Source organism: Winogradskyella sp. (assembly GCF_965228925.1).
Lineage (GTDB): Bacteria > Bacteroidota > Bacteroidia > Flavobacteriales > Flavobacteriaceae > Winogradskyella.
Map to the genome: position 1 here is coordinate 4,823,471 of NZ_OZ245845.1, position 14,724 is coordinate 4,838,194.

Sequence of the window (14,724 nt, forward strand, 5' to 3'; positions counted from 1 at the left end):
GATTTTATGAGAAGAGCTTTACTTTTTTTACTAATAAACTTAGTCAATGGTGCTTTTTTAAATGCCCAAAACCTGGAAATATATGTTTCCGATGCTGGAAATTTTGGCCCACCCAATAAGATTTTAAAATATGACGAGAATGGTCAAAATCCAGAAACCTTTATTGACACCAATTTAAATTGGCCTCAGGATATTTTGTTTTTAGAAGACCAAAATGTGGTACTCGTATCGAACCTCAATGGAGGAGCGATTAATAAATATGATATAGAAACAGGTGATTTTATTGAGACCTTTGCCAGTGTTATCGGCGGACCAACAAGAATGAAAATAGGTCCGGACGACCTGATTTATGTGCTTCAGTGGTCTGGGAGTGGTCGAGTACTTAGGTACCAACAGGATGGCACTTTTGTGGATAATTTTACTAGCATTGGAATAAGTGGGAGTATTGGTATAGATTGGGATTCTACTGGCAATATGTACGTTTCATCATATAATTCAGATTTAGTTAGAAGGTTTGATGCTTCGGGCAATGATTTAGGGAACTTCATATCCACAAACTTAGTTGGGCCAACCAATATTGATTTTCAAAGTAATGGAGATTTAATAGTGCTGGATTATGATGGAGGGTCAATAAAAAGATTTGATTCCAACGGAAATTTTTTAAATGTTTTTGTTTCAGGATTAAGTCAAGTAGAAGGTATAGACTTTCTTGACAATGGTAATATACTTATAGGTAATGGCGGTACATCAGCCGTTAAGATGTACAACGACCAAGGTGTCTTTATCAACGATTTAGTGGCCTCAGGTTTAGGAGGCTTAATAAGACCAAATGCTGTGGTTATAAGAGATAATCCAAATCTATCAGCCACAGATTACAATTTAGACACTTTAGGATTCCTTAAGAATTCTATGGGCAGCATATTTTATATTAAGGAAAAGGTGATTCCGCAGATTGAGCATATTGAAGTGTATGATGCCCTGGGGAAACTAATGATAACAGACCTTCAGAACACTAGTCTTATCGATACCTCAACATTATCCAAAGGCATATATCTCGTTAAAGTTATATTGCAAGATACTCAGACCCTTAGCCAGCGTATCGTTGTCATGTAGGTATTATGCACAATGTTCTGTTGCACAACACTTAATGATAAGTGTATTACAATAGTTCTTTATTACAGAATTTAATTATGAAATGGATACTTTTTCTAATTTTTTCTTTATCGAGCTTTCTATCTGTTACGGCCCAAGACCATACAGACAAGCTGTTTTATATTGATAGATTGTACTCATCAATCAAATTCTCTATAGAATATCTGGAGATTATGGAATTTAATGGTAAAACCAATCCGCCGTTGAGATAAAGACTACCAGAGTTTCTCGAATTGGGATAATCTAAAGCTATTTCAAGATGACTATTATTCTGAGGCATGAATATAAGAGTGACAAAAGAATCGATTTTGACATACTAAGAAAAAAATACTGGTTACAAGAATGACTATAAAAAATTGCTCTAGCTGGTCAAGACAAGGAATAATTCTTATTTTTAAATAAACGCCTCAAGACGAAAAAACAACCCGATAAGAGCGTGACGAAATTATCAATATATCACTATTGCGAAAAGATTACAGAGGGCTACAGACGTATTTTATAACGCTTCTTAGATGCACGAAAGACTGGAGACGAGGCATTGTATAGCTTATTCTAAACAAGCTTATGAATATGGTATAAAGGCTGATGGGAATTTTCCATTAGAACCTTTAATTAATTATGACCTTCTGAGTGCCTATGCCAGTACTGATAGCCTTGTGAAGTCTAAAGTATATTTCGAAAATATTTAAAAAACACCCTGCTAAGAAATACTAACGATAAACTAAAAGGGTTTAGTCAATTGACAGCCTCAGAGATCTCCATCCTAAAACGTATAGCGCAGAGCAAATCCTCAAAAGTCATCGCAGAAGAATTAGGGGTGTCTACAAGAACTATAGATAACCATCTCAAACATTATTAAAAAGATAGAGTTGTCCAAGGAAACCAATACATTGACCAACTGGGCACTGCTTAATAAGAAAGCCATTTCCGAACTTTAATACCCTTTTTAGGTAGTACTACCTAGATAATAGGTAGTTCTACATGTTTCAGAGGGTTTTATTTGGGGATAAATTTAAAGCCTAAACTTTAAAGTACCCCTTTTAAATGTCTATAAAAATAGTTGCACTAATGTTTTGCGTGGTTGGTATAAGTTTACTACAAGCGCAGACCTTAAATGACAATGGTAGCTGGCATACCATATCCTACACGGGAAGTCCACAGAATTTTGTGATGCCAAGTAGCACCAACTATACACATGTCGAATTTCAATTGATGGGAGGCGATGGTGGTAATGCCAAAGAAACAGGATGCGACAATCCTGCAAAAGGAGGGCAAGGAGCCGAAGTAGTAATTGCATTTACTATTGGAAATAGCAACACTTTTGAGCTACCATTAAATACACCCATTCGTTTTATTGTAGGAGGAAAAGGTGAATCCATCGATAACAGTGTCGGTGGTGGTGGCGGTGGTGGCGGTGGAACCGCCGTTTTGGATGTCACTTCAGGAAATCACCGTATTTTAGCGGTTGCTGGAGGTGGAGGTGGAGGAAAAAGCATAGATACAATTTTTGAATGCAGAAATAGTGATGGAAAAAATGCCTCATTGACCGAGTCCGGTACCCAAGGGACTGGTGGAGACGATGGCGGTGATGGCGGCACCAATGGACAAGGAGGAGAAACCAGTGGAACCCTCCCTGACGGCGCTGGTGGTGGTGGTGCTTTTTCGCATGCGCTTACCAGTAACGGTCAATTATATGACATTGCTGGACGTCAAGGTACCTGGAATGGTGGTGCTGGGGGCGATTCCCCCAATTCATCTGATGGAAGAACGGCCCAACATGGGGGTTGGGGCTTTGGAGGCGGTGGTGCAGGATGGTCTAATGAAGAAAGCTCCAGTCTATCCCTTGTAGCTGGCGGTGGTGGCGGTGGTGGATATTCTGGCGGAGGCTACGGAGGTATAGCTGACGCTGGAGGCGGAGGTGGTAGTTATGTATTAACAGACGCTTACAGCACTAATTTACAAATTCCAAACTCCAATGCTTCAGAAAATGGTTATATCAAATACCGCTTTGTCAATCGAAATGACTGCGATCCTATTATCACCTCGTTAACAGTGGTAGATCCAACGGATTGTACAGGTGTAGCAAGTGTTACTGCAAATACTGGGCAGATTGCCGGTTGCAGTCTGTATGACGTAGAATACATATTATTGAAAGAGAACGACTTAGGCTTTGTTCGCTACAATAATTCTGGAGTTTTTAGTGATCTTGCCCATGGCAATTATGAAATCCGTGTTAGAAAATACACAGACCAATGGACTTTCGTTACCACAGACAATAAGTTCTTCTCGATTTCAAATGCAGACAACGAATATCCAACGGCGGTATGTCAAGATGTTACCATTTACCTAGATGAAAATGGCGTAGCTACTTTGGATGCTTCCGCTGCAAATAACGGAAGCTACGACAATTGTGGCATATTTGAAATTGGATTCCCCTATACGACGCCAGACGGCTATTTTGATATAGCACCTCAATTAACCTTTTCTCGCGACGACCTAGGCGTTCATAATAGAACCTTCGTGGCCATGGATTACAATAATCAAGGTGCTTTTTGCTGGTTCGATGTGACAGTGGCCGACAACCTACCCCCAACACCAATAGATGATAACTTTGCGACGACTCAAGAATTTGATGTTGAAATTCCTGAAAACGGTTCCATTACCCTTGACGAGGCTTTTTTCTTATCAATAAAGAATTCATTTCAAGATGATTGTACTGATACGCAAAATCTAACGTTAAATACCATAGCTATAGGTAGTACCTTTACCTGTGCACACGCTGGGGGGACTATCTCTCATATAGCAACGGTATCTGATGCCAGCGGTAACCATTCAGGTGAATTTGTAATCAAGCTTGATATTGTCGATAATACCACACCAACCGTAAATTATAATCAAGACATAACGTTATCATTGAATTCCTCGGGACAAGCAACTTTGCTTAAAGGTGATATCATAACAAGTGTTTCTGACCAATGTGTTTCTGATGCAGAGGTATTGGCGCAGTACAACTGGCCATATGAAGGGGTTACATATACTTGCCAAGATATTGGTGTTTATAACTACACACTAACACCAAACTCTGATACATCATATCCAATATTAAATGTGGAGGTCACCGTACAAGACGCTACCCCAATTACAAACCTGCAAGTACAAGATGTGACTGTTACGTTAAACGATCAAGGTTTAGGCAATTTGTCATTTGACGATTTGGTATTCAGTGCCAATACAGATAATTGCCATACGTTTCAAGAAATCGTGTCCAACTACGAACTTCCCGCAACCTACACCACATTTAATTGCTATGACTTAGGACTTCAAACCATAACACTTAATAAGCTAAATACAAATTTTCCAGATGTTTCTGTTAATGTCATAGTGGTAAATGGGACTGCAGGGGATTGTATTATTGATCCTTCAACGCTATTTATATCTAGTTGGAAGACGACCATTTCTAACGAAACAATTACAATTCCAACAACTGGTAATGGATACAATTATTCGGTAGACTGGGGCGATGGGTCTACCACCCATGGACATACAGGAAGTATTTCGCATACCTATAGCAGTGCGGGTATCTATACAGTGAAAATCACTGGAGACTTTCCTAGGATCTTTTTCAATGATTTAGGCGATAAAGACAAAATACAGAGCGTAACACAATGGGGAGCAAATCCATGGATTTCTATGGTAGGGGCTTTTTCTGGATGTACTAATCTAGATGTCACAGCGAATGATGTTCCAAACCTTTCTAATGTCACCAGTTTTGAAAACATATTTAAAGATTGTACTTCATTAATAGGCACTTCAGCATTTAATAGTTGGGACGTTTCAACAATTACAAGCCTGCAATCAGCATTCAGAAGTTGTGAAGTATTCGACCAGGACATCTCTAGTTGGGATCTCAGTAGTTTGACAAATGCCCAAAATATGTTCGAAGCAGCCGGGGTATCCAAATCTAACTACGATGCCTTGTTGACGGGATGGAGTACGGATACCAGTGGTGCAACAAATGACGGTATCGATGACATTCCCATTGGAATTGTTTTTCATGCTGGTAACAGTCAATACTGTGCTGTAGTCGAGCGGCAGATCCTTACCATTACCAATGGCTGGAGCATTACTGATGGTGGGCTCGACACATCCTGTAGTAATAGTATCAATGTACCTTTCATCACCAAATGGAGGACAACAGTGGCTAACGAGAGTATCACCATCCCAACAACAGGAACAGGTTATGAGTATAGTGTTAACTGGGGAGATGGCAACGATACAGAATCAGGTTTCACTGGTAGTGCTACCCATACTTATAGCGCTGCTGGAGTCTATACGGTTACCATTACTGGGATATTCCCACGGATCTTCGTTGCTAATGGGAGCGATCGCACAAAGCTTGAACAGGTGGTACAATGGGGCGATAATCCTTGGACATCCATGGAAAATGCCTTTGCAGGGTGCACTAATCTTAGTATAAACACCTCTGACACACCAGACCTATCAAATGCCACCAGTATGGCCTACATGTTTGAATCGGCGGGAGTTAATCAAGATATCTCCAGTTGGGATGTAAGTACTATCACGGACATGAGTGGAGTATTTGCTTTTACATCTTTTAACCATAACCTCTCAGGCTGGAATGTGAGTAACGTCACAAACATGTCATTAATGTTCTTATATAATACCGCTTTCGATCAGGATCTATCGGGTTGGGATATCACTAGTTTGACCAATGCTCAAAATATGTTCAGATTTGCTGGGATGTCGAATTCTAACTACGATGCCTTACTGATAGGCTGGAGTACGGATACTAGCGGTGGAATCGATGATGGAATCGATGACATCCCTTCAGGACTAACGTTCCATGCGGGTAACAGCCGATACTGTGCCGTAGCCGAACGGCAGACTCTGACCAATACCCACAATTGGACTATTACCGATGATGGACTCGGTACATCCTGTAGTAATAATATCAGTATACCGTTCATTACCAAATGGAGTACCACAATGGCTAACGAGAGTATCACTATCCCTACGACAGAAGGAGTGGGTTATGAATATACTGTTGACTGGGGAGATGGGTCTTCCTTAGAATCAGGTTTCACTGGCAATGCTACACATACGTACACTGCTGCTGGAACTTATACCGTTTCCATAACTGGGGTATTCCCACGGATCTTCGTTGCTTATGGGAGCGATAGCGCAAAACTTATGGAGGTGGTTCAATGGGGTGACAACCCTTGGACATCCATGGAGAGTGCATTTGCTGGATGTACTAACCTTAGTATAACCGCAACGGACAAACCAGATTTATCACATGTAACCAGTATGGCCTACATGTTTGAATCATCAGGGGTCAATCAAGATATTTCTAGATGGGATGTGAGTAATGTGACAGACATGAGAGGATTGTTTGCCTTTACGCCTTTCAACCAAAACCTCTCTCATTGGTATATGCGCAACGTAACGGACATATCAACAATGTTCCTTTTTAATACCGCCTTTGATCGAGACCTCGCACGTTGGGATCTTAGTAGTTTGACCAATGCTCAAGATATGTTCGCATTTGCCGGGATATCAAATTCCAACTACGATGCATCACTGATAGGCTGGAGTACGGATACTAGTAGTGTAGCGAATGACGGCATCGATGACATCCCTTCCGGAATAACTTTCAATGCAGGCTACAGCCAATACTGTGCTGTGGTAGAGAGACAGCTTCTTGTCGGCACCCATGGCTGGACCATCACCGATGGCGGAACACATACTTCCTGTACTATTAGTGAGGCATTCATTACCAAATGGCAGACTACAACCGCTAATGAGAGTATCACCATTCCAACAACAGGAACGGACTATGAATATACCGTTGATTGGGGAGATAACACTACAGCAACGACTGGTATTACTGGTGACGCAACCCATACCTATACTTCTGCCGGAACCTACACGGTGACCATAACTGGGGTCTTCCCTCGTATCTTCTTTGGAAAGGACAATAACGGGGCCTATGCACCTAAGTTATCAGAGGTATCACAATGGGGAAATAACCCGTGGAAGTCTATGGAAGAGGCATTTAAGGGCTGTTCTAATCTTAGCATAACAGCGACAGATGGACCAGACCTTTCTGCAGTGACAAGCATGAAGCGTATGTTCGAATCTTCCGGAATCAATCAAGATATCTCTGATTGGAATGTAAGCAATGTAAAAGACATGTCATGGATGTTCGCCAATACGTCCTTCAATAAAGCCCTTTCAAATTGGAATGTGGGGCGGGTCACAGATATGTCCTCTATGTTTTACAATAATGCGACTTTCAATCAGAACCTCTCAAGCTGGAATGTACGCTTTGTTACAAATATGAGTGGTATGTTCTACGGTGCAGGCACTTTCAATCAATCCCTATCCAATTGGAATGTGGGTCAGGTCACAAACATGAGCTTTATGTTTGCCGAGACACCTTTCAATCAGGATCTCTCAGGGTGGAATGTGCAGAATGTTACAGACATGAGAGAAATGTTCCGCAATGCAACATCTTTCGATCAAGATCTTGGTGATTGGGACCTTAGTAGTCTCCTTGATTCAGACCCTTCTTTTGGAATGCACGATATGTTTAAGTTGACAGGATTATCAGCCATCAACTACGACAACACCTTAATCGGTTGGAGCACGGATACTAGTGGTTCCCCGAATGATAATAACGACGATATTCCTGCTGGGATTATGTTCCATGCGGGCAACAGCCAATATTGTGCCGAAACCGAGAGACAGCTCCTAATCGATAACTATGGCTGGACCATCACCGATGGCGGTGTTCGATCGGTCTGTAGTATTAGCGAGCCATTCATTACCAAATGGCAGACAACAACCGCCAATGAGAGCATTACCATCCCTACCACCGGGACAAGATACAACTATAGTGTTGACTGGGGAGATGGTACTGTAGAGACTGGATTTACGGGAGATGCGATGCATTCTTATGCCAGCCCAGGAATTTATGTAGTTTCCATAATAGAAGGGACTTTCCCTCAAATCCATTTCGAAAAGCTCCTCTACAATGAGCATCAGGGTTTGGCGGAGTTAAGGATATTGGAGGTCACGCAATGGGGAGATAACCCATGGAGGTCCATGGAAGGCGCTTTTACAGGTTGCCGTAACCTTAACATCACAGCAAGTGATATACCAGATCTTTCCATTGTTACCAACATGAGGGCTATGTTTAAAGATGTACACAATTTAACTGCAGACCTTTCCAGCTGGAACGTAAGCAATGTCACCAACATGAAAGAGCTATTCAATGATGCGAGGTCCTTTAATATAGACCTCTCGAGTTGGAACGTAAGCAAGGTCATAAATATGGAGGCGATGTTCTTTTATGCGTCAGACTTCAACCAGGATCTTTCTAGTTGGAACGTAAGCAATGTAACCAACATGAAAAGGATGTTCGGTGAAGCAAGGTCCTTCAATGGAGACCTCTCTAGTTGGAATGTAAGCAAGGTTACAGATATGCAGGAGATGTTCTATTTTGCACAAGTCTTCAATCAGGATATCTCCAACTGGAATGTAAGTAAGGTCACGAATATGAATTCTATGTTCCATGTCGCACGCGCCTTCAACCAAGATATCTCTAATTGGGATGTTAGCAATGTAACCAAAATGCTTGATATGTTCAACAATACAGACTCTTTCAACGGAGACATCTCTGGTTGGGATGTGAGCAAGGTCACGGACATGAGAGGGATGTTTTTTTCAACTACCTTCGATCCAGATCTTTCTGAATGGGACCTTTCTTCGCTTACTACGGCAGATTTTATGTTTCAAAATGCAACGCTGTCTACAGAGAATTATGATGCAATGCTCATCGGTTGGAGCACTGACAGCAGTGGTTCCCCAAATGATAATATTGACGATATCCCCTATGGGGTTGGTTTCCATGCAGGTAACAACAAATACTGTTTAGGAGCAGCGGCACGTCAAATTTTAACCAGTAGCTTATACAATTGGTGGATTATTGATCATGGGCAATCCACAGATTGTTATGTGAGATTAGCACCAAAAGCATACCTGCAGGGTGCAGCTTTAAGCCCCAATACAGGGGAAGAAAGCTTAATGCGCGATGATTTACGAATAGCTAGCTATATACCGAGGACTAGTCCGTATGGAGACGGTATAACTCTAGACACTTCAGTTCTTGCAGTAACAGGCTCTGATGCCATTGTAGACTGGGTTTTAGTGGAATTGAGAGATGAAAATGATCATACAACCATTGTTGACTCTCGATCTGCGTTATTGCAACGCGACGGGGATATTGTTGCTATAGATGGCACATCGCCATTAGTATTTTATCAATCCTCAGGTAATTACTATGTGGCCATCAAGCACCGCAATCATTTAGGGATCATTACCAGTTCATCACAACCACTGAGTCCAACGGCCACTCCTTTAGACCTCACTGCAGATCCGCTATCCGTTGCCGATGGAACTAACGCCGTAATACTACTCTCAAATGGTAAGTATGGAATGTATACAGGTGATTTTGATAGCAATGCGCAGATTCAGATTTCTGATGCCAATGCCATTATCCAACATATAGGTGTTTCCGGGTATCAAGCAGCTGACATGGATATCAATACTGAGATCCAGAATACGGACGTTAATGCACTTATTAATCCTAATATCGGAAGGGGACAGCAGTTCAACAGAGGAGCTCAAAGTACTAATGCAGCTATTGAATTTACATTTGCTAATGCTCAAATCACCAATGATGGTAGCGATAACTTCTATGAAGCCGATATCCTTATCGCCAGTGACCAAGATATATATATAGGTTCAGGCCAATTATATATCGATTACAATACCGCCGCCTTCGGAGAGAACATTTCGGCCAACGGTAATATAGAGTATAGCCAGCCCGATGGATCTATTTTGGGTTTTGAATTCCCTAGAGTTCCGTTCGCTAGCTCGGCCTATAAAGATTTTATCCAAAACGATAACACAAGCTCAAGGGCGTCCCTATCCTTTCAACAAAATATAGGATTGCCAGCGTTACAAACAGTTCCTGAAATTCAAATTACAGCAATACCTAAAGTACTATTTCACATCAAAATTAGATACATAGATGTTACTATGGATCCTGATATCTGTTTCCCTAGTGGTGCGCTGTATCACAATCAGTTCTTTACCGCCTGTGGGGGTACTGATATAGCCAATTGTATAGATCTACCAGGAATACTGATAACCAACGACAGCTTTGACTGCCCTGAGACGGTTTTAGATACACTAAGCTTATCAGGTCCATTACAAAACACTCAGGTTATACTAGTCCCTAACCCGGCAAACCAGCAGTTTTTCGTTAAAGGACTTCATGGGAATGCTAATATTGAAGTCTTTGATATTAAAGGGAGAAAAGTTATAGAACTCAAAAACTATAGCAATGGACAACCTATAGATATTGGCCACCTGAATAGCGCTGTATACTTTGTTAAGATTTCTACTGGGGAACTAAAAGATATAAAACGTTTAATTAAAAACTAAATAATCATAATAACCGAGATATATAGCCCTGTTGGGGTAAGGCGGTATATCAATAAGATACCTCGGGTGGTTGCAAAATACCCGAGGTATTAAAATTATGGCGTGCATAATTGCTGCAAATCCTGAATACACCTGATTCTGCAAATACAAAAGCCAAAAGCCAAATTCATTAAAAACATGTGCTACAAAGCTAAGCAGCATTGCTACGTATCCTAAATGCTCCGCTTTGAAAATAGTTCAAACAAAAAAACGCTCAAGCAAGCTTGGCGTTTTTCTTATCGAACTATTTATTCGTGACCTCGACAGGATTATACATTTATTTTTAAAATATTAATATTCAGTTCGTTATAATTTCAGTGGGAAAATATTGGAAAATATCATAGTATTTCTCATCATATTTTTTTATGTTATTGGTCCTTAATCCCCTGTTATTGCTAGGTTTTACGGTTTTACCACAGCAAGTCTACGGTTTTACCGTAAACATTATTTAAATATAGTTCGTAGATTAGCTTAAATTAATTTGCTATTAATTTAAAATGTTGACTTAGTTACAGTTACTCTTGCGTTCTTTCTTTTTTTTTGTATATTGGCGGTCCCTCCTTAAAGGTTTCCCTCAATACAATTAATCCATTTTATAATTAATTAGTCCATCTCATTAATGAGTTTAACTCTAAACAATTATAAAGATGGAAAGAAAGAAAAGCTTTATTGCTATCCTATTTGTTGCTTTGTTTGCGTTTTCTACCGTAGCAGATTCATTTGAAGATGTTATTAAAGATCAAACAATTGCAGAGCACGACAAAACAAAGAAAATCAAGCGTCCTACAAACGGATAAAAGATTCTATAGAAATATAAGTTTCTATAAGGGTGTGGCAATTTCCATCATATTAATTGCCACACCTTTCGCATATCTTATATACCATAATTCACCAGAAGGTGATTCTTGGAATACAGTATTTGGTACAATTCGTGCAGGTGAGTTTTGGGGTGATATCTATTCATTCCTGTACCAAATCGTAAATAAGGCAATCCTAATAATATTTCTATCGATATGGTATTTTACCAATACTAAATGGTGGAAATTCTCCTTACTAATCCCAATAGCTATATATCTTTTTCAATTAGCTTCCGTGTTTAACGATAATTATCAATACACCGAAACATTTGAATGGTATCATTCCCTTCCCTTAACATTACCCGTTTTACTACTTCTACTCTATCAAGGTGTTAGAACCTATAATAGAAAAGAACGTATGAACCTGGTAGACATTCACGAAGAATACGAATCCTACATCTCCGAAGCCGAATGAACAGAGACAATCAAGACATCTACAAACAACTAAAAAATTTAAAAGAACGTCGCTCTGAGCTAACTGACGCAGAATTCCAATACGAGCTTGCGCAAATAAAAAAGTTGCTCAAAAAACCTATTAAGGATGACTTAGAGTTTATAGATAAAGAAAAAAGTGTACTAAATCGGTTTTTGAAAATGATTAATCCAAAAACAAAAGGCATTTAGCCATTGCCCTCTCTATGGTCTTTATCCTTGCCATCTTCCAAATCATCAACGATCTGTAACATTTGTAACCTTTGTTGAATAAATTCCAGTTTCTCCAAACGCTCATCATTTCGCTCCATAGAATCCTTGTTATACGATTCCACCCGCTCCACCTTTTCATTTAGATCCTTAAGATTGTCTATTATTACATTGTTCTGTGCCCAAATACGTTGCAAATCGATCTTGTCTTTAGAGTAACTAGATCGTGGCTCATTAACTAAACTCCTATCAACCTTCATGCTCCCCTCGCCGGTCAATATCCAGTTTATATTGAATTGGGGATATTTCTTGACTATATCAAAAAGAACATCAACAGTAGGCGAGCTGTTTCTCTTTCGCATCCCATTAATATAGCCATTAGACTTTCCGATACTAAGTTCAAACTTACGCTCACTAAAGCCTAAATCTTTAACTATATCAAGCATTCTTGAAACAACAGGATTCATCTTATACCGATTATTTTAGTTATAAATCAGAATATTTTCGTTTTATTACCGTTTTTATTTGGTAATTACCGTTATTATTCTATATATTTGCAATAGTATTACTATACAAATGTAATAATAATGCTATAACAATTCAATAATAGATTTCTATGATAACCAGTGAAGAATCTAAAAAGCTAAAAGAACTATTAAAACTAGACTATACGGCAGAAGTCTTGCAGACTTTAAAGATTAAAGGTATTACCAATAAACAGGGCAATGCCTACTCTAGGGGTATGATAAGTTCTGTGCTCAACGGGCACTGTGAGCATGCCGAAATTGAAGAGGCTCTTTTTGAAGTATACCGCCACAGAAAACAGGCTTTAAAAAAAACAGCCGCTAAACGTAAAAGAATCCTGTCAGAATGAAAATCAAAAAACATAGAAAAAAATCTAAACAAGAAGGTTTTAACGTTTGGTCCGTCTTTTTGTCTTATTCAGACCTATTGATCATACCGGCAATTGGCTTTCTGGTTTGGGCCTTCGTTGAATTCTTTAAACATTATAAATAAAAAAATCCAGAGCTGGAGACTCTGGACCAACACAAGATTAAAACATTAAACTATCAATCTTATGCGAAGCAAAGTTACAAACAAACCTACCGAAAAACAATTGTTACCTGCAGGCATTTCACCCTCAGACCCAAATATAGAATTTGTTGGGCAGGCCAATACAAAGACCGTATTATGGTTTCAGTACGGTAATCCCCACCGTTGGGAAACCTTACCAAAAAACATCTACCAAGCATTAGAAGAACTCTTCTTAACCGATGATACGGCCGTCAAAGTGCTTACCAATCACTACAGCGAAATCGCCAACGATATAAATAGGTTAACAGAAATCTACACCTATTATATGTATGGTGATCTAGATCATAATGCAGACGTTATAGACGGAGTATTGCAACCCTGCGAAAACTTTAGGGAAACTAAAGACTGCCTATCCCTGCAGTTCGATTTTAAGTACATAGACATAGAGGGCGTCCATTTATCGCAACGCGACCTAAAGATATTAGATATGTGTATGGACAACATGCCCGATAAACTTATTGCAGATCATTTAGGCATATCGCAATCCACTTTCGATTTTCATAAGAAAAACCTCTTTAAAAAATTCGGATGCGATAGCAAGGTAAGCATTGTAGTAAAGGGTATTAAAAACCACATCCTATGCGAAAACTAGATGTAATCGATGCAGAGATAAAAAAGCATCAAAACATATTAAAAAAGTTAAACCTAGAGCGCGATGAAGCCCTCAGAAACCTTACGGTCATTAATCCAAGAGTTGTCTCACATACGGGAGGCATCATCCTCGGAGTCTAGACCAGATAGTTTTACGGCTTATTGCCACAAGCTAGAAGAAAAGTATAACAGAAAATATTGTAAACATGTCTATTTCAACATCACGGTCGGTAGCTACACGCCAAAGCATCACTGTAAAAAAGCCATTGAGTAAAGCAGGCTATTTCGATATTCTATATACGGTCTCCGACTACTATAAGGCCATGAAGAGCGGCTCCAAATTTCCATACAATCCTTTACCGAGCCTCAACCATATGCTAGACGCTTATATGGTTGCCTTGGCTTACGTAGATGAAAAGCCCCTGCCCCCTTTAAAGTTGGTCAGCGCCCTAGCTAAAATAGATCAATCAAAAATAGTTGCCACATGGCTTTTATATCAAGAACCCAATCTCAATATAAAAGTTGGTACCAAACAAATAGTAGTAGTAAATACCGATAAACTATGAGTTACCAAGAAAAGCCGTCAACTTATGCTTTTGCATTAATAGCATTGGGAGCAATAGGAATTTTAACAATAGTAGCAACATGTATGTAGTATGAAACGATCAGAAGCACATGCCAAGTTCAAAGCCATCACAAGGGCATTAAGACAAGACGGCCTCAAGTTTTTTGAAATTGAGGAAATTTTTAGAGCTGGAGCAGAAGAATTGGTAACAGAAGAGAACAATAGTTAACCCTTGCAGCGATGTCGTAA

The 14,724-nt window shown here is 39.7% G+C and carries 14 protein-coding genes; 13 read left to right on the top strand and 1 reads right to left on the bottom strand.

The window, feature by feature from the left end; genetic code table 11:
- Positions 1-6: 6 nt before the first annotated feature.
- The 8 genes from ACO052_RS19790 to ACO052_RS19825 all read left to right on the top strand — a co-directional run bounded on the left by ACO052_RS19790 (position 7) and on the right by ACO052_RS19825 (position 12,206).
- Positions 7-1,113, top strand: a complete 1,107-nt coding sequence (locus tag ACO052_RS19790; protein ID WP_422105530.1) for a T9SS type A sorting domain-containing protein — start codon at positions 7-9, stop codon at positions 1,111-1,113.
- Positions 1,114-1,190: 77 nt separating this feature from the next.
- A complete protein-coding gene (locus ACO052_RS19795; RefSeq protein ID WP_422105532.1) occupies positions 1,191-1,364 on the top strand; it encodes a hypothetical protein in 174 nt (57 codons plus the stop codon).
- Between the two features lie 300 nt (positions 1,365-1,664).
- Positions 1,665-1,841, top strand: coding sequence for a hypothetical protein (locus ACO052_RS19800; RefSeq protein WP_422105534.1), 177 nt, complete (start codon positions 1,665-1,667; stop codon positions 1,839-1,841).
- A 50-nt stretch (positions 1,842-1,891) separates the two neighbouring features.
- Positions 1,892-2,011, top strand: a complete 120-nt coding sequence (locus ACO052_RS19805) for a LuxR C-terminal-related transcriptional regulator (protein WP_422105535.1) — start codon at positions 1,892-1,894, stop codon at positions 2,009-2,011.
- A gap of 185 nt (positions 2,012-2,196) precedes the next feature.
- Positions 2,197-10,686: a BspA family leucine-rich repeat surface protein gene (locus tag ACO052_RS19810; protein ID WP_422105536.1), complete on the top strand. Its 8,490-nt coding sequence runs from the start codon at positions 2,197-2,199 to the stop codon at positions 10,684-10,686.
- A gap of 686 nt (positions 10,687-11,372) precedes the next feature.
- Positions 11,373-11,522, top strand: a complete 150-nt coding sequence (locus tag ACO052_RS19815; protein ID WP_422105537.1) for a hypothetical protein — start codon at positions 11,373-11,375, stop codon at positions 11,520-11,522.
- Between the two features lie 34 nt (positions 11,523-11,556).
- Positions 11,557-11,997: a hypothetical protein gene (locus tag ACO052_RS19820; protein WP_422105538.1), complete on the top strand. Its 441-nt coding sequence runs from the start codon at positions 11,557-11,559 to the stop codon at positions 11,995-11,997.
- Positions 11,994-12,206, top strand: coding sequence for a hypothetical protein (locus ACO052_RS19825; protein ID WP_422105539.1), 213 nt, complete (start codon positions 11,994-11,996; stop codon positions 12,204-12,206). Before ACO052_RS19820 ends, ACO052_RS19825 begins: the two co-directional genes overlap by 4 nt.
- Here ACO052_RS19825 and ACO052_RS19830 read toward each other — a convergent pair.
- Complete coding sequence (locus ACO052_RS19830; RefSeq protein ID WP_422105540.1) at positions 12,203-12,670, bottom strand: hypothetical protein; 468 nt, start codon at positions 12,668-12,670, stop codon at positions 12,203-12,205. The genes ACO052_RS19825 and ACO052_RS19830 overlap by 4 nt on opposite strands.
- 170 nt (positions 12,671-12,840) lie before the next feature.
- On the opposite strand from ACO052_RS19830, the gene ACO052_RS19835 reads away from it, so the two are divergent.
- From ACO052_RS19835 to ACO052_RS19855, 5 genes are all read left to right on the top strand, one after another.
- Positions 12,841-13,098 carry a hypothetical protein gene (locus ACO052_RS19835; protein ID WP_422105541.1) on the top strand — a complete coding sequence of 86 codons (258 nt, stop codon included), beginning with the start codon at positions 12,841-12,843 and terminating at the stop codon, positions 13,096-13,098.
- 204 nt (positions 13,099-13,302) lie between these two features.
- Positions 13,303-13,911, top strand: a complete 609-nt coding sequence (locus ACO052_RS19840) for a helix-turn-helix transcriptional regulator (protein ID WP_422105542.1) — start codon at positions 13,303-13,305, stop codon at positions 13,909-13,911.
- Positions 13,899-14,051 carry a hypothetical protein gene (locus ACO052_RS19845; RefSeq protein ID WP_422105543.1) on the top strand — a complete coding sequence of 51 codons (153 nt, stop codon included), beginning with the start codon at positions 13,899-13,901 and terminating at the stop codon, positions 14,049-14,051. The genes ACO052_RS19840 and ACO052_RS19845 overlap by 13 nt, the downstream gene beginning before the upstream one ends.
- A gap of 65 nt (positions 14,052-14,116) precedes the next feature.
- The gene (locus tag ACO052_RS19850; RefSeq protein ID WP_422105544.1) at positions 14,117-14,476 is read left to right on the top strand and encodes a hypothetical protein; all 360 of its coding nucleotides are present in this window, start codon (positions 14,117-14,119) and stop codon (positions 14,474-14,476) included.
- A gap of 90 nt (positions 14,477-14,566) precedes the next feature.
- Positions 14,567-14,704 (top strand): hypothetical protein, encoded by a 138-nt coding sequence (locus tag ACO052_RS19855; protein WP_422105545.1) that lies wholly within the window; start codon positions 14,567-14,569, stop codon positions 14,702-14,704.
- Positions 14,705-14,724: the final 20 nt, after the last annotated feature.

Bases quoted from the DNA above. Each gene is read 5' to 3' on its own strand.
- ACO052_RS19825 (WP_422105539.1), top strand. From the start codon at position 11,994: ATGAACAGAGACAATCAAGACATCTACAAACAACTAAAAAATTTAAAA.
- ACO052_RS19840 (WP_422105542.1), top strand. From the start codon at position 13,303: ATGCGAAGCAAAGTTACAAACAAACCTACCGAAAAACAATTGTTACCT.
- ACO052_RS19795 (WP_422105532.1), top strand. From the start codon at position 1,191: ATGAAATGGATACTTTTTCTAATTTTTTCTTTATCGAGCTTTCTATCT.
- ACO052_RS19800 (WP_422105534.1), top strand. From the start codon at position 1,665: ATGCACGAAAGACTGGAGACGAGGCATTGTATAGCTTATTCTAAACAA.
- ACO052_RS19845 (WP_422105543.1), top strand. From the start codon at position 13,899: ATGCGAAAACTAGATGTAATCGATGCAGAGATAAAAAAGCATCAAAAC.
- ACO052_RS19815 (WP_422105537.1), top strand. From the start codon at position 11,373: ATGGAAAGAAAGAAAAGCTTTATTGCTATCCTATTTGTTGCTTTGTTT.
- ACO052_RS19850 (WP_422105544.1), top strand. From the start codon at position 14,117: ATGTCTATTTCAACATCACGGTCGGTAGCTACACGCCAAAGCATCACT.
- ACO052_RS19835 (WP_422105541.1), top strand. From the start codon at position 12,841: ATGATAACCAGTGAAGAATCTAAAAAGCTAAAAGAACTATTAAAACTA.
- ACO052_RS19790 (WP_422105530.1), top strand. From the start codon at position 7: ATGAGAAGAGCTTTACTTTTTTTACTAATAAACTTAGTCAATGGTGCT.
- ACO052_RS19810 (WP_422105536.1), top strand. From the start codon at position 2,197: ATGTCTATAAAAATAGTTGCACTAATGTTTTGCGTGGTTGGTATAAGT.
- ACO052_RS19855 (WP_422105545.1), top strand. From the start codon at position 14,567: ATGAAACGATCAGAAGCACATGCCAAGTTCAAAGCCATCACAAGGGCA.
- ACO052_RS19830 (WP_422105540.1), bottom strand. From the start codon at position 12,670: ATGCTTGATATAGTTAAAGATTTAGGCTTTAGTGAGCGTAAGTTTGAA.